This window comes from Streptomyces sp. NPDC127084, assembly GCF_042724175.1.
GTDB lineage: Bacteria > Actinomycetota > Actinomycetes > Streptomycetales > Streptomycetaceae > Streptomyces.
The window spans coordinates 1-14,040 of record NZ_JBHXFA010000035.1 but is presented as its reverse complement, the minus strand read 5'-3'; the positions used below and the strand labels follow the sequence as shown (position 1 = coordinate 14,040).

Sequence of the window (14,040 nt, the reverse complement as noted above, 5' to 3'; positions counted from 1 at the left end):
CAGACACCCCCACCCAACGCCCACCCCCCAGCCCCCCATTCTGCATGCGGGCGGGTTCCTGTGTGTTCGCGTGTGTGGGAAACCCATGGGGGGAGAAGCGCGTGCCGAGGGGGCCGAGTTGGGGTGAGACGTGTTTGACTTGTCTCTCTGTGGGCATGTCGACAAAACGCTGAAGTGACCTCACTGGCTGCGATATACCAGGTGTACGCGGGTTACGGGTGGTGCGACGATGGGATTTATGGGGGACAAGGTAACTCTGTTGGGGACAGGGCGGTTTGCGCAGGGGCATACCAGGACCGCGATGGCGGCGGTCGGAGTCGGTGACGCGGAATCAGGGAGCGCTCTTCGGCTTGCCGAGCCCTTCGCCGTTCCCCTGACCGCCGAGCCTGCCGAGTCCGCCGAGCTTGTCGACCCCGCCGTCCAGGTGGGCCCTGCCGCCCCCGTCGGTGCTGGTGGTGCCGCCGATCTCGCCGACATCCCCGGGCTCGTCGGTTTCGCCGACTCCGACGACCTCACCGAGCCCGCTGAGCCCCTCCGCTATGGCGATGGTGACTCCGTGGCCGCCGGCGACACCGCCGAGGCGGAGGACGAGGCGCGGCACCGCCGGGCGGCCGAGGCCGGCGACATCGCGTCCATGAGCATCCTCGGGGCGATGCTGCTGCGCCGCGGCGACCTCGATGGCGCCGAACCGCAGCTGCGAGCCGCGACCGCCGAAGGCGACCGCGCCGCCGCGAACAACCTGGGCGTGCTGCTTCACCAGCGTGGCTACCCGGACGAGGCCGCGGGCTGGTGGCGTATCGCCGCTGTCGCGGGTTCGGCCGCCGCCGCACACGCGCTGGGTCGCCACTACCGCGAGCGCGGCGACGACCCCGCGGCTGAGTACTGGCTGCGCCAGTCCGCCGAGCAGGGACACGCCCTCGGCGCCTACGCCCTGGCGGACCTGCTGGAACACCGCAGCGAACCCGGTGCTGAGCGCTGGCTGCGCTCGGCTGCCGAACAGGGGCACCGCGAGGCGGCGTACCGCCTGGCCGGCGCTCTGGAGCGGCGCGCCCGCGGCGCCGTCGGGGCCGCCCCGGCGGTCCCGCCCTCGTACGCGGGGCCCACCTTCGGTACGGCAGGGGAACACCCTCGCGGCGGCGACGGAATGGTGTCCGCGGGTGGTGCCACCGGTACGCGGCTCACCATCGGTACGCAGCGCACCGCCACCGCGGACAGGTCCCCGGCCGGGGCCGACGCGGTCGAAGATCTCTGGCGTGAAGCCGAGCAGTGGTACCGCCAGGCGGCCGCGCGCGGACACCGGCGAGCGGCACTCCAGCTCGGGGCAGTCCTGGAGCGGCGAGGCGAGCTGAGAGAGGCCGGACGCTGGTACCTCACCTCGGCCAAGGACGGGGAGCCCCGCGCCGCCTGTGCACTCGGCTTCCTGCTGCGGGACGCGGGCGACGAGGATGCCGCGGCCGTGTGGTGGCTGCGGGCGGCCAAGGAGGGTGACGGCAACGCCGCCAACGCGCTCGGCGCACTGCACGCCGCCCGGGGGGAGCAGCAGACCGCCGAGCGCTGGTACCGCGCGGCCATGGACGCGGGCGACGTCAACGGCGCGTACAACCTGGGTCTGCTCTGCGCGGCCCAGGACCGTACGCCCCAGGCCGAGCAGTGGTACCGCCGCGCCGCGTACGCCGGGCATCGGGAGGCGGCCAACGCGCTCGCGGTCCTCATCCTCCAGGCGGGCGACCCGACCGGAGCTGAGCCGTGGTTCTCCAAGGCCGCGGAAGCGGGCAGCGTGGACGCCGCGTTCAACCTCGGCATCCTGTACGCCGGGCGGGACGACGACCGCACCGCACTGCGCTGGTACGAGCGTGCCGCCACGGCCGGGCACACCGAGGCGGCGCTCCAGGTGGGCATGGCCCTGCTGCGCGACGGCGAGGCCGGTGAGGCGGAGCGCTATCTGCGGTGCGCGGCGGGCAGCGGCAACGCCGAGGCGGCGTTCCGGCTCGCGACCGTACTCGACGCACGGCAGCCTTCGCCGGGGGCGCCAGTGCTCGGGGAGCCGGTCGCGGAGAAGTCCGAGTGCGAGGAGTGGTACGAGCGGGCCGCCGAGCAGGGGCACCGGCGCGCTCAGGTGCGGGTCGGCATGCTGGCCGCCGCCCGGGGGGACCTGGTGGACGCGGTGCGGTGGTACCGGGAGGCGGCGGAGTCGGGCAGCCGCAACGGGGCGTTCAACCTCGGTCTGCTGCTCGCCCGCGAGGGTGACGAGCAGGAGGCCGCGCTCTGGTGGCAGCGCGCTGCGGACGCGGGGCACGGGCGGGCGGCGCTGCGGCTGGCTCTGCTCTGCGCGCGCCGGGGTGAGCTGCTGGAGGCGCAGCGCTGGTGCGGCCGGGCGGTGACGATGGGCCCGGCTGAGGTCGCCGAGCGGGCGGCCCGACTGCGGGATGCGCTGAGTCAGGAGCTGACGGCCTGAGGGCCGGGCCCAGCGCGCGGGACGGCCCGCCCGGGTCCCGCTAGGCCGGGCTGACCGAGCGCCAGTGCCAGTCCTGTCCATGGGTGCGTGCCAGGACTGGGCCGCCTGGACTCCGGGTGTGAAGCCTGTGCCGGGTGTGGCCCGGGATATGGATTTTGCACTGGAGGTCGGCATCCCGTACTGTTGGGTTCACCGACGCGGGGTGGAGCAGCTCGGTAGCTCGCTGGGCTCATAACCCAGAGGTCGCAGGTTCAAATCCTGTCCCCGCTACTGAAGGCCGAAGGCCCGGAAGCATCTGCTTCCGGGCCTTCGGTGTGCTTGCCGAGTCCCCCGGCCCCGGATGGACCGCCGGGGGGGTGCCACAGGCCCTACCGGTCAGGCGGCAGGGTTATGCCGTAGCGCAGCTCGGGCAGAGACCCCGGTAGGTGACCTCGACATCGGAGATCGTGAAGCCGAAGCGCTCCGCGTCGGGGAGGGCGGTGAGCGGGCTGCCTGTCGGGTGCACATCGCGGATCGTGCCGCACCGCGAGCAGACCAGATGCTGGTGCGGGCGGTGTGCGTTCGGGTCGTAGCGCTTGGCGCGCCGGTCCGTGGAGACCTCCAGGACCTCACCGAGCGAGACCAGCTCACCCAGCGTGTTGTACACCGTCGCCCGGGAGATCTCGGGAAGCCGTTCGACGGCGCGCGCGTGCACCTCGTCGGCGGTCAGATGGACGTGCTCACCGTCGAGGACCTCGGCGACGACGCGCCGCTGCGCGGTCATACGCCAACCGCGTCCGCGCAGTCGTTCCAACAGGTCACTCATGCGTATCAGCCTAACAGTCAGTGGCGGGACTTAGACATTGTCCATTGTAAGAATGATCGCAGTCGACAGCGGGCCGGGTCCTTCAGGGTGTCCGACCCGCTGTCGACATGCCTGTCTGTGACTGTTTCGGGATCCTGTTTGATGCCTGTTCGTGGCGGCTTGCGCTACTTCCGTGCGGCTACCCCGTGAGCGTCGTGTTGTGCTGACGCGCGGGCACCCAGCAGCGGATGATGTCACGCACGGAGACGATGCCGATGGGCTCGGCGTCGTCCAGCACGATGAGATGGCGGAAGCCCCCGTGTGCCATGGCCCCCGCTGCGGCCTCCAGTGTCCAGGAGGGTGCGGCGAAGACGATGTCGTTGGTCGTGTGGGCGCCTGATGCTTCGAGGTCCGGGTCCTGACCCGCGCCGAGTGAGTTCAGGATGTCGCGCTCGGTGAGGATGCCGAGGCCGCTGGTGTCGGGGTCGAGGACGATGGCCGCTCCGACGCGACGGCCGGACATCAGCCGGGCCGCCTGTCGGAGGGTGTGGGCGGGGCCGATGGTGAGGACCACTGTGCTCATGGCGTCACGGACGAGCATGGACGGAGCCACCTCCTTGGATGAACCCCCCGGGTGGACAGGACTCGGCACCGCGCGGGCGCCTGAGAAATCGTTCACAAGTTCACAAGTGGGGGGATTCTCAGAGTCTCAGCGAATCGCGATGCCAACAAGGGGTGGTGCGCGGCCCGATGGGGGCTTGTGGGGCGCGAATCCGTCAGTGGCGCGGGTCGAGGAAGTCGAGCAACTCCTCGTGCAGCAGCCCGTTCGATGCCGCCGCGTTGCCGCTGTGCGGACCCGGAACGCCGTCGAGCCCGGTGAACCTGCCCCCCGCCTCCTGGACGATGATCGCGTTCGCGGCCATGTCCCAGAGGGACAACTCCGGCTCGGCGCAGATGTCCACCGAGCCCTCGGCGACCATCATGTAAGGCCAGAAGTCGCCGTAGGCACGGGTGCGCCAGACGGACCGGGTCAGATCCAGGAAGCCGTTCAGTCTGCCGCGCTCCTCCCAGCCGCTCAGCGAGGAGTACGCGAAGGAGGCGTCGGGGAGCCGGGACACCTTGGAGACGCTCAGCCGCGTCGCCGACGACAGGCTGCGGCCCGAGTAGGCACCCGCGCCTTTCGCCGCCCACCAGCGGCGCCCGAGCGCGGGCGCGGACACAACGCCGACGACCGGCTGGTAGCCGCCCTTGCCGGCCTCCATCAGTGAGATCAGGGTCGCCCAGACGGGCACGCCGCGTACGTAGTTCTTGGTGCCGTCGATGGGATCGACGACCCAGCGCCGCGGCCCGGTGCCCTCGATGCCGTACTCCTCGCCGAGGATCGCGTCACGCGGCCTGGCGCGCTGGAGCTGTGAGCGGATCAGCTCCTCGGCGGCCTTGTCGGCCTCGCTCACCGGTGTCATGTCCGGCTTGGTCTCGACCTTGAGGTCGAGGGCCTTGAACCGGTCCATCGTCGCCGCGTCGGCGGCGTCCGCGAGGACATGGGCGAGACGCAGATCATCGTGATAGTCGGCCATGGCCGCACTCTACTGCTGCGGGGGAGGCCCGGGTTCCGAGGCCCTCTTGACGATGTGTGCCGATACGTCAACTCTGAGCGCGGAGACGCCGGTACGCGAAGTCGGTGAGGCCCGCGAGGCCCGCGAGGTCCGCGAAGCCCGCCCCCGCCTGGGAGGCGACGATGCCCACAGCCCGCGAAGCACTGCTGAACGCCGCTCTCACCGCCCTGTCCGAGCTGCCCTGGTCAGGGATCCGGATGGTCGATGTCGCCGCGGTGGCCGGGGTGTCCCGGCAGACGCTGTACAACGAGTTCGGCAGCAAGGACGGCCTAGCCCGCGCCCTCGTACGGCGTGAGACCGACGCCTATCTCCAGGGTGTGGACCGGCTCCTGAGGCGGGACGGGGCCGCGAACTGCGCCGAACGCCTGGCGGCGATCGCCGAGTGGACCGTGGGTGAGGCCCGCGTCCGGCCGCTGCTGCACGGGCTGCTCACCGGCTGCTGGGGCGAACGCCTTCCGACGCCTCGCGTCGGCAGGTCCGTGTCGCGCGCCATCGTTCCCGCACAGCGACGCGCCGACGCCGGGCATCCGGCACCCGGGGAGCTGGTCGCAGTCGTACGGGACCGTGTCGTCGCCGTCTTCGAACACGAAGGCAGGGGCCGTGCGGGCAGGGAGGACCCCGCGGAGCTGGCGCGGCGCTGTGAGCTGGCCGTCAGGCTCGCGCTGTCCTGTGTCGTCGCACCGCCGCCCGGGGGCCTCGGAGGCATCGGACCGCTGGTCCGTTACGCGGTCGGCGGCGTCCGCGGCGTCGGCGGCGGTGGTGTCAACGGCGCCGGTGGCGTCAGTGGCTCGACCCCGAGAGCTGGAGGCCGATGACCCCGGCGATCACCAGCGTGATGGAGACGATCTTGAGTGTGGATGTGACCTCGTCCAGGAAGACCATGCCGTAGATCGCCGTCCCTGCCGCGCCGATACCGGTCCACACCGCATACGCGGGACCCACGTCCAACTTGCGCAGCGAGAGGGTGAGCAAGCCGAAGCTGCCCAGGGCGAACACCGCGAACGCGATCGTCGGCCACAGCCGGGTGAATCCGTGCGAGAGCTTGAGACAGACCGCGAATCCTGTCTCCAGGAGTCCGGCGACCACTACGAGCAGCCACGCCATCGTGAGTGCCTCCCGCGTCGGTGACTGCTTCGTGTCACTTGGTGCGATTATGCACTTACCAGCGTCGAGTGCCCGCAAACGTACAAGCCAAGATCATCCGCGCGTCGCCCGCCATCGGTCACGGCACGGTTCGGCGGCAGCCGCATGTTTCGTTTCGGGAGCGGCGGTGCCGGCCCCTCAGCGGAGTGCTCAGTCGCCCTCACGGCGGTCGCGGGTCGCCAGCAGCCGCCGCAAGGAGTACAGCCGCGCCGGGTCGGCGTGCCCCTGCGCCACCCACTCGTCCAGCGCGCAGTCCGGCTCGTCGTGCGAACAGGCACGCGGACAGCCCTCCGTGCCCGGCTCCAGGTCCGGGAAGGCGTGGATGACCCGCGAGGGGTCGATGTGGTGCAGCCCGAAGGAACGCACTCCGGGAGTGTCGATCACCCAGCCCTCGTGCCCGTCCTCCGGGACGGCCGCACCGCCGGTGCCCGCCAGCGGCAGCGCCAGCGCGGATGTCGTGGTGTGCCGGCCGCGGCCCGTGACCGCGTTGACACGGCCGGTCGTACGCCGGCGCTCCTCCGGTACCAGCGCGTTCACCAGCGTGGTCTTGCCGACGCCCGAATGGCCCACGAAAGCGGTGATCCGCCCGCCCAGGTGCTCGCGTACCCGGTCCGCCGCGTCCCCTCCGTACAGCTCTTCGCGCGAGGTCACGACGTACGGGATGTCCAGCGCCCCGTACAGCTCCAGCAGCTTCTCCGGCCCGGCCAGATCCGACTTGGTCAGCACCAGCAGCGGTTCGAGACCGCCGTCGTACGCCGCGACCAGGCAGCGGTCGATCAGCCGTGGCCGCGGCTCGGGGTCGGCGAGGGCTGTGACGATGGCGAGCTGGTCGGCGTTGGCGACCACGACCCGCTCATATGGATCGTCGTCGTCGGCCGTGCGCCGCAGTACGGACGACCGCTCCTCGATGCGGACGATACGGGCGAGGGTGTCCTTGTTCCCCGAAAGGTCCCCGACCAGGCTGACCCGGTCCCCGACGATGGCCGCCTTGCGGCCCAGCTCACGGGCCTTCATCGCCATGATGGTGCGCCCGTCGACAAGGCAGGTGAGCCGGCCCCGGTCCACGGTCAGCACCATGCCCTCGGCGGCGTCCTCGTGCTTCGGCCTGATGTTCGTACGGGGGCGATTGCCCTTGCGGTTGGGGCGGACGCGGACGTCGTCCTCGTCGGTGTGCTTTCCGTAGCGGCGCATGTCCTGCCGTCCCCGCTCAGTTGCCCGCGAGCATGTCGGTCCACATTCTCGGGAAGTCGGGAAGGGTCTTGGCGGTCGTCCCCACGTTCTCGATCTCGACCCCCGGTACGGCGAGGCCGATGATCGCACCGGCGGTGGCCATCCGGTGGTCGTCATAGGTGCGGAACACCCCGCCGTGCAGCGGCCTCGGCCGGATGTGCAGCCCGTCCGCCGTCTCCGTCACATCGCCGCCGAGCTCGTTGATCTCCTTGGTGAGCGCGGCGAGACGGTCGGTCTCGTGCAGTCGCAGATGCGCGACACCGCGCAGCGTCGAAGGGGAGTCCGCGAGGGCGGCCACCGCGGCGATGCCCGGAGTCAGCTCGCCGACCTCGCCGAGATCGACGTCGATGCCATGGATACGGCCCGTTCCGGTGAAGGTCAGACCGGAGTCCGTGAGCTCGCAGGAACCGCCCATCGCCGTGAAGATCTCCCGCAGCGCGTCACCGGGCTGGGTGGTCCGTTCGGGCCAGTCGGGGATCGTCACCCGGCCCCCCGTCACCAGCGCCGCCGCCAGGAACGGCTGGGCGTTGGACAGATCGGGTTCCACGGTCAGATCCCGCCCGAGCAGCGCGCCACTGCGGACCCGCCACACATTGGGTTCGCCACCGGTCTCCGGCTCGTCCACCTGCGCTCCGACCGCACGCAGCATGTCGACGGTCATCCGGATATGCGGCATCGACGGCAGGGTGGCGCCGGTGTGCCGCACCTCCACACCCTGGTTGAAGCGCGGCGCGGACAGCAGCAGGGCGGACACGAACTGGGAGGACGAGGAAGCGTCGATCTCGACCGGCCCGCCGTCCAGCGCTCCGCCGCCGTGCACAGTCATCGGGAGGGCGCCGCGTCCGTCGTCATCGATCCGGGCGCCGAGGGCGCGCAGCCCGTCGATCACCCCGCCGAGCGGACGCTCGTACGAACGGGGGTCGCCGTCGAAGCGGATGGGCCCGTCGGCCAAGGCGGCCACGGGTGGCAGGAAGCGCATCACGGTGCCGGCGTTGCCGACGTCGACGGTGGCGGGGCCGTGCAGCCCGGCCGGGATGATCCGCCAGGCCTCGCCGCTGTCGGGGCCGCCGGTGGCGGTGGAGCTGGAGGACACCTGCTCCTCGATGCCGACGCCCATCGCCCGCAGGGCCTCGGCCATCAGCAGGGTGTCCCGGGAGCGCAGCGGGCGGCGCAGCCAGCCCGGCTCGGCGGCCAGCGCCGCCAGCACGAGCGCGCGGTTGGTGACCGACTTGGATCCGGGCACGGTGACCGTCGCGTGGACGGGCCCGCTTGCGTGAGGGGCGGGCCAGAGGTCGGGATGCGGGGAGCTGTCGGTCATGGCCATCACTTTAGTGGGCGCGGGGCACTGGAGCCGTTTCCCTACCAGTCAATGGACACCGGCCAGCTGCCCTGGTCACGTGGCCCTGCCGCGTACGGCGTTCAAAGACCGAGCAGCCAGCGCCCGCCGCCGATCAGCGAGCACAGCGACACCGAGTGGAAGAGGAAGAACCACATCGCGGGCGGCACGTGCGTCAGCCGGGCCAGCTGGTCGGCGTCCGAGTCGGGCGCACCGCCCGACAGTCCCCCGCCACCGCCCTCGAACGACGCTGCGCGGCTGCTCCAGTGCCGCCGCTTCGACTGGAGCTCGAAGGCCGGGCGTACCCCGCCGAGGAGCAGGAACCACACCGCCGTGTAGGCGAAGCCCGCCTGGACCAGCGGACCGGTCAGCCACGACACCAGCAGGAAGGCCGAGCCGGTCAGGATCACGGTCAGCGCCCCGTATGCGTTGCGGATCATCACCAGCATCGCGAGCAGCAGCGCCGTCGCCACCCACAGCAGCAGCGTGATGCGGTGCGCGGCGAGCAGCCAAGCGCCGCCGAGTCCGAGCAGCGGTGGGGCGGTGTAGCCGGCAGCGGCGGTGAGGATCATGCCGAGGCCGGTGGGCTTGCCCCGGCTGACGGTGAGACCGCTGGTGTCGGAGTGCAGCCTGATGCCGTCCAGCCGCCGTCCGGTGACCAGGGCGATCAGTCCGTGGCCGCCCTCGTGGGCGATCGTGATCGCGTTCCGCGACAGCCGCCACAACGCGCGCGGGACGACCGCGGCGAGGGCGAGCGCGGCGGTGCCTATGACCAGCCACAGTTCCGGGGCGGGCTGGGTGCCGAAGATTTCGGTACTGGCCATTTTCGGGGAGGCTCCTCGGGGGGCGGGGGGTCGTGGCAGTGTGGCACTCATGTGCGGTAGGTATGCAGCGAGTCGCAGGCCCGAGGACCTCACGGGACTCTTCCAGGTCGAGAAGTGGGAACCGGCGGAGGCTCTGGATCCGGACTGGAACGTGGCTCCCACGAAGGAGGTCTACGCGGTACTCGAACGTCCTGTGAAGGACGCGGAGGACCGTCGTCCGGTTCGCCAGCTCCGGAAACTCAAGTGGGGCCTGGTGCCGTCGTTCGCCAAGAACCCCGAGGGCGCAGCCCGGATGATCAACGCCCGGGCGGAGACCGTCCATGAGAAGCCTTCGTTCCGGAGACCGTTCGCCGCCCGGCGCTGCATTCTGCCCGCGGACGGCTACTACGAGTGGGTGACCGGGGCCGATGAACGGGAACTGGAGGTCCAGGGGAGGAAGAAGCGGCCGCGTAAGCAGCCGTACTTCGTCACGCCCGCCGACGGGTCGGTCTTCGCGATGGCCGGCCTGTACGAGTTCTGGCGGGACCGGACCCTGCCGGACGATCACCCGCAGTCGTGGTGGGTGACCTGCTCGGTGATCACCACGGAGGCGGAGACGGGTCCGCTGGCGGTCGCGCCCGCCGACGGACCGCGTTCGCTGTCGGACATCCATCCGCGGATGCCGCTGATGCTCACCCCGGACCGCTGGGACGCCTGGCTCGATCCGGCGCGCACGGATGTGGACGAGCTGCGGGAGCTGCTCGCGCCGCCGCCGGGCGGGCTGATGCGCGCGTATCCGGTGCCGACTGCCGTCAGCAACGTACGCAACAACGGCCCCGAGCTGCTGGAGGAGCTGGCGGCTCCGGAGGTGGGCACCCTCTTCTGAGCCACCGGCCTTCGTCCCTGCTGAGCCACCGGGCTTCCTCCGTCGCACCCGTCGACGATGTGAGACTTCGACCGTGACAGAGAGCGAGATTGTCGAGACGCCCGCCGGGGACGCCCGGATCACCTGGTATCCCGCCCAGGGCGAGGCCCGGCTGGTGCTGGCGGTGAGCCATGGCGCGGGTGGCGGTATCGGGGCGAGCGACTTGCAGGCGCTTGCCACCGCGCTGCCCGCCTCCGGTGTGACCGTCGCCCTGGTGGAGCAGCCCTGGCGGGTCGCCGGTAAGAAGGTCGCGCCGGCGCCGAAGACCCTGGACACCGGCTGGCGGGGGCTGTGGCCCGCACTGGAGGAGAGGGGGCTGCCGGTCGTCGCGGGCGGGCGCAGCGCCGGCGCGCGCGTGGCCTGCCGTACGGCGCGTGAGCTCGGCGCCCGGGCCGTACTCGCGCTGAGCTTCCCGCTGCACCCACCGGGCCGCCCGGAGAAGTCCCGGGCCGATGAGCTGCTCGGTGCCGGGGTTCCCGTGCTGGTCGTGCAGGGCGGAAACGATCCCTTCGGCAGACCGGGGGAGTTCCCTGCGGGGGAGTACGAGCTCGTCGCGGTGGACTCCGCCGACCACGGGCTGTCCGTGCCCAAGCGGGCGGCGCTGAGCCAGGAGGAGGCGCTGGCGGCGGCGGTGGACCAGGTCCGGACGTGGATCACGGCGCTGGCCTGAGGCACGGGCGTTCGGACCGGAACCGGCTGGAAGGGTCCTGAACCGACCAGACCGACCGTGGCCGGAGCGGAACAGGAGCGGACCTGAAGGCCCTGGGAAAAGGCCCAGAGAAGCCGTGCGGGCGGGGGAATACCCGCGGTGTCGCGTCCGTTGACCTCAACGTCACCGCACGAGCTTGGAGAGGAAGTCCGCCGCATGGGTTCGACCATCTGCCCGAACCTCCCGTACGCCTCTGACCTGCACTGGACCGTACTTCCGGCACCCAGGAGCGGAGCCGTTCAGGCGGCGGGCGGAGCGGTTGGTCGTCTATCCTCCGATTCGAGCGGGTCCGCTTTCGGCCTCGCCCCAGCGTTGGAGGAGGTGGGTCCGGTCACTGGGACCGACGACGGCCGCACGGAAGAAGAGACGGCCGCCGAGCGCAACGCACGATTCGAGCGGGACGCTCTCGGCTACCTGGACCAGATGTACTCGGCCGCCCTGCGTATGACGCGCAATCCGGCCGATGCCGAGGATCTCGTTCAGGAGACGTATGCGAAGGCGTACGGCTCGTTCCACCAGTTCCGCGAAGGCACCAACCTCAAGGCCTGGCTGTACCGCATCCTCACCAACACGTTCATCAACTCGTACCGCAAGAAGCAGCGCGAGCCCCAGCGCAGTGCGGCGGAGGAGATCGAGGACTGGCAGCTCGCGCGTGCCGAGTCGCATATGTCGACCGGGCTGCGCTCCGCCGAGTCCCAGGCGCTGGACCACCTGCCCGACTCCGACGTGAAGGAAGCGCTCCAGGCGATCCCCGAGGAGTTCCGCATCGCGGTGTATCTGGCGGACGTCGAGGGCTTTGCGTACAAGGAGATCGCGGACATCATGGGTACCCCCATCGGTACGGTGATGTCCCGACTGCACCGGGGCCGCCGCCAGTTGCGCGGGATGCTCGAGGACTACGCCCGTGAGCGGGGGCTGGTGCCCGCCGGCGCCGGGGAGTCGACGAACGATCGGAAAGGCTCGGGCTCATGAGCTGCGGAGAGCCGCATGAGACAGATTGCTCAGAGGTGCTCGACCACCTGTACGAGTTCCTCGACCGTGAGATGCCCGACGCCGACTGCACCAAGTTCGAGTCGCACTTCGAGGAGTGCTCCCCGTGCCTGGAGAAGTACGGCCTCGAACAGGCGGTGAAGAAGCTCGTCAAGCGCTGCTGCGGGCATGACGACGTGCCGTCCGATCTGCGGGCGAAGGTCATGGGCCGGATCGAGCTGATCAGGGCCGGTGAGGCCGTACCGGAGCAGGACGTGGACGTAACGGTCGCGACGGAGCGGCCGGGCGCGGCGGCGCAGTAGCCGCGGCAGACGGCAGTCGACCATCCGTAAGGGGCGCATCCAGCGAGATGCGCCCCTTACGCGTGCTGGTGCGTGCGTGCCGGGTGTGCGTGCGCCTGGAACGAGGGGCTCTCTGTCACCCGATGGCACGCACTTCACCCGATGGTGCGAACCGCTGCTCTTCCACCGCTGCCCGCCGCTCAACTCGTTAACCTGGCGCTCTGTCTGGGGGAGGCAGGGTTGCCGGGGTCGGGGTCGCCGAGGAGGGCTGCGGGCGGGTGAGAGGCATTCCGGGCAGGGCGCGCGCGCTGATTCTGTGCGCCGTGGTGTGCGCCGTCGCAAGCGTGCTGCCCGCCTTGCGCCCGGGCGCACAGGTCCCGTGGACGGATCTCGCCGTGCTCGCCGGGGCGTACGCGGTGGGCGAGCTGCCACTGCGCCGGTTTCTGGGGCCGGCGGGGCTCATGGGGCCCTCGGGTCATGTGGGGCACTTAGGGCACGTGGATCCCTTGGGCCTCCTACGCGGCCGGCCGGCCGAGGGCTCCCCGTCAGCCGGTGCCGGATCGTTCTTCCCCGTACTGCTCGCCGCGGCCCTGGTGCTGCCCCCACCCGCCGCAGCGCTGGCCGCCATCCCGGGCGCGCTCGCGGCGCCCGTGGACCGTACCCCCGTCGGGGCCCGGCGGGTGTGGCGGGCGGCCGAACTCGCCCTGGCGACATGGGCCGCCTCCTGGGCCGCCGTGCTCAGCGGAGGACTCGGCACCGCGCCGGCCTTTCCCCGCGTACTGCCGGTGGCCCTGGCATCCGTACTGGCGTTCTGCCTGGTGCTCACCGCCCTCGACGCGGCGATCCTGGCCGGCGCCGAGCGCTCACCACCGGCAACCACCTGGTACGGGCTGCTGCCGGGGTCGCTCGCCCCGCACCTGGTGCACGGACTCGCCGCGGTAATGGCGGCCGTGCTGTGGCACAGCGCCTACGGGCCGGTCTCCGCGCTGTTCGTGCTGCTGCCGGTGTACATCTCCTCGTGGGTGTTCGCCGAGTACCACCACGAACGCGGGACCCACCGCGCCACCATCCGCGCCCTGGTCCAGGCGGTCGACATCAAGGACGAGTACACCCGCGGGCACAGCGAACGCGTAGGGCGGGCGTCCGTGCTGATCGCGTGCGAGCTGGGGATGGACGAGGAACGGCTGGAGGTCATCCGGTTCGCCGGGATCCTGCACGACGTCGGCAAGCTGGGCGTCCCCACCCGGGTGCTGCGCAAGGACGGCCCCCTCACCCCCGACGAGCGCCGGGTGATCGAGCTCCACCCGGAGTACGGGCACGAGATGGTTCGAGGCATCGGCTTCCTCGGGGACGCAAGGGCGGCGATCCTCCATCACCACGAACGGATCGACGGCAGCGGCTACCCGTACGGTCTCGCCGGGGACCAGATCCCCGAGTCCGCCCGGGTCGTGGCCGTCGCGGACGCGTTCGACGCCATGACGTCCAGCCGCTCCTACAGCAGGGCGCGTCCGGTCGCCGAGGCCGTCGAGGAACTGGAGCGCTGCGCGGGCACCCACTTCGACCCGCGTATGGTCCGCGCGCTCGTCAACGCCCTGTCCCGGCACGGCTGGCGGACGGAGGTCACCGCGGACGAGCCGCACCCGCCCGGTGCTCCGCCGACGCGGCTCCCGCAGCCGCGGGGTGCGGCACCGCCCGTCCGTACCGCCGCCGACGGGCAGGGCACATGAGGCGCGGCCCGGTGCCGGTCGCCGTCGCGGCCGTGTACACG

General features: G+C 71.3%; 14 protein-coding genes and 1 tRNA gene. 8 read left to right on the top strand and 7 right to left on the bottom strand.

Features of this window, described 5'->3' with window-relative positions:
• Positions 1-229: 229 nt before the first annotated feature.
• Together ACFWI9_RS11270 and ACFWI9_RS11265 are read left to right on the top strand one after the other, a co-directional pair.
• Complete coding sequence (locus ACFWI9_RS11270; RefSeq protein ID WP_387160818.1) at positions 230-2,455, top strand: tetratricopeptide repeat protein; 2,226 nt, start codon at positions 230-232, stop codon at positions 2,453-2,455.
• Between the two features lie 196 nt (positions 2,456-2,651).
• A tRNA-Met gene (locus tag ACFWI9_RS11265) sits at positions 2,652-2,725 on the top strand.
• 118 nt (positions 2,726-2,843) lie between these two features.
• Here ACFWI9_RS11265 and ACFWI9_RS11260 read toward each other — a convergent pair.
• The 3 genes from ACFWI9_RS11260 to hisN all read right to left on the bottom strand — a co-directional run bounded on the left by ACFWI9_RS11260 (position 2,844) and on the right by hisN (position 4,816).
• Positions 2,844-3,260: a Fur family transcriptional regulator gene (locus ACFWI9_RS11260; RefSeq protein ID WP_387160817.1), complete on the bottom strand. Its 417-nt coding sequence runs from the start codon at positions 3,258-3,260 to the stop codon at positions 2,844-2,846.
• A gap of 178 nt (positions 3,261-3,438) precedes the next feature.
• Positions 3,439-3,840, bottom strand: a complete 402-nt coding sequence (locus tag ACFWI9_RS11255; RefSeq protein WP_387160816.1) for a cyclic nucleotide-binding/CBS domain-containing protein — start codon at positions 3,838-3,840, stop codon at positions 3,439-3,441.
• A gap of 175 nt (positions 3,841-4,015) precedes the next feature.
• Entirely contained in the window at positions 4,016-4,816 is an 801-nt protein-coding gene (gene hisN, locus ACFWI9_RS11250) for a histidinol-phosphatase (protein WP_387160815.1), read from the bottom strand.
• A gap of 161 nt (positions 4,817-4,977) precedes the next feature.
• Between hisN and ACFWI9_RS11245 the strand changes: the two genes are divergently transcribed.
• Positions 4,978-5,670, top strand: a complete 693-nt coding sequence (locus ACFWI9_RS11245; RefSeq protein ID WP_387160814.1) for a TetR/AcrR family transcriptional regulator — start codon at positions 4,978-4,980, stop codon at positions 5,668-5,670.
• Here the strand turns inward: ACFWI9_RS11245 and ACFWI9_RS11240 are convergent.
• From ACFWI9_RS11240 to ACFWI9_RS11225, 4 genes are all read right to left on the bottom strand, one after another.
• Positions 5,636-5,959, bottom strand: coding sequence for a DMT family transporter (locus tag ACFWI9_RS11240; RefSeq protein WP_387160813.1), 324 nt, complete (start codon positions 5,957-5,959; stop codon positions 5,636-5,638). The two genes, ACFWI9_RS11245 and ACFWI9_RS11240, sit on opposite strands and share 35 nt — an antisense overlap.
• 189 nt (positions 5,960-6,148) lie before the next feature.
• Positions 6,149-7,189 carry a ribosome small subunit-dependent GTPase A gene (rsgA, locus tag ACFWI9_RS11235; protein WP_387160812.1) on the bottom strand — a complete coding sequence of 347 codons (1,041 nt, stop codon included), beginning with the start codon at positions 7,187-7,189 and terminating at the stop codon, positions 6,149-6,151.
• A 16-nt stretch (positions 7,190-7,205) separates the two neighbouring features.
• Positions 7,206-8,546, bottom strand: coding sequence for a 3-phosphoshikimate 1-carboxyvinyltransferase (aroA, locus tag ACFWI9_RS11230; RefSeq protein ID WP_387160811.1), 1,341 nt, complete (start codon positions 8,544-8,546; stop codon positions 7,206-7,208).
• Between the two features lie 101 nt (positions 8,547-8,647).
• A complete protein-coding gene (locus tag ACFWI9_RS11225; protein ID WP_387160808.1) occupies positions 8,648-9,388 on the bottom strand; it encodes a M50 family metallopeptidase in 741 nt (246 codons plus the stop codon).
• A 49-nt stretch (positions 9,389-9,437) separates the two neighbouring features.
• Between ACFWI9_RS11225 and ACFWI9_RS11220 the strand changes: the two genes are divergently transcribed.
• From ACFWI9_RS11220 to ACFWI9_RS11200, 5 genes are all read left to right on the top strand, one after another.
• Entirely contained in the window at positions 9,438-10,253 is an 816-nt protein-coding gene (locus ACFWI9_RS11220; RefSeq protein ID WP_387160806.1) for an SOS response-associated peptidase, read from the top strand.
• Positions 10,254-10,326: 73 nt separating this feature from the next.
• Entirely contained in the window at positions 10,327-10,962 is a 636-nt protein-coding gene (locus tag ACFWI9_RS11215) for an alpha/beta family hydrolase (RefSeq protein ID WP_387160804.1), read from the top strand.
• A 360-nt stretch (positions 10,963-11,322) separates the two neighbouring features.
• Entirely contained in the window at positions 11,323-11,973 is a 651-nt protein-coding gene (locus tag ACFWI9_RS11210) for a sigma-70 family RNA polymerase sigma factor (protein WP_387160802.1), read from the top strand.
• The gene (rsrA, locus tag ACFWI9_RS11205) at positions 11,970-12,293 is read left to right on the top strand and encodes a mycothiol system anti-sigma-R factor (RefSeq protein WP_387160801.1); all 324 of its coding nucleotides are present in this window, start codon (positions 11,970-11,972) and stop codon (positions 12,291-12,293) included. Before ACFWI9_RS11210 ends, rsrA begins: the two co-directional genes overlap by 4 nt.
• Before the next feature lie 257 nt (positions 12,294-12,550).
• A complete protein-coding gene (locus ACFWI9_RS11200; protein ID WP_387160800.1) occupies positions 12,551-13,999 on the top strand; it encodes an HD-GYP domain-containing protein in 1,449 nt (482 codons plus the stop codon).
• Positions 14,000-14,040: the final 41 nt, after the last annotated feature.

What these genes read in the sequence shown, in the direction of transcription:
- ACFWI9_RS11270 (WP_387160818.1), top strand. Translation starts at nt 230, where the DNA reads ATGGGATTTATGGGGGACAAGGTAACTCTGTTGGGGACAGGGCGGTTT.
- ACFWI9_RS11260 (WP_387160817.1), bottom strand. Translation starts at nt 3,260, where the DNA reads ATGAGTGACCTGTTGGAACGACTGCGCGGACGCGGTTGGCGTATGACC.
- ACFWI9_RS11255 (WP_387160816.1), bottom strand. Translation starts at nt 3,840, where the DNA reads ATGCTCGTCCGTGACGCCATGAGCACAGTGGTCCTCACCATCGGCCCC.
- hisN (WP_387160815.1), bottom strand. Translation starts at nt 4,816, where the DNA reads ATGGCCGACTATCACGATGATCTGCGTCTCGCCCATGTCCTCGCGGAC.
- ACFWI9_RS11245 (WP_387160814.1), top strand. Translation starts at nt 4,978, where the DNA reads ATGCCCACAGCCCGCGAAGCACTGCTGAACGCCGCTCTCACCGCCCTG.
- ACFWI9_RS11240 (WP_387160813.1), bottom strand. Translation starts at nt 5,959, where the DNA reads ATGGCGTGGCTGCTCGTAGTGGTCGCCGGACTCCTGGAGACAGGATTC.
- rsgA (WP_387160812.1), bottom strand. Translation starts at nt 7,189, where the DNA reads ATGCGCCGCTACGGAAAGCACACCGACGAGGACGACGTCCGCGTCCGC.
- aroA (WP_387160811.1), bottom strand. Translation starts at nt 8,546, where the DNA reads ATGACCGACAGCTCCCCGCATCCCGACCTCTGGCCCGCCCCTCACGCA.
- ACFWI9_RS11225 (WP_387160808.1), bottom strand. Translation starts at nt 9,388, where the DNA reads ATGGCCAGTACCGAAATCTTCGGCACCCAGCCCGCCCCGGAACTGTGG.
- ACFWI9_RS11220 (WP_387160806.1), top strand. Translation starts at nt 9,438, where the DNA reads ATGTGCGGTAGGTATGCAGCGAGTCGCAGGCCCGAGGACCTCACGGGA.
- rsrA (WP_387160801.1), top strand. Translation starts at nt 11,970, where the DNA reads ATGAGCTGCGGAGAGCCGCATGAGACAGATTGCTCAGAGGTGCTCGAC.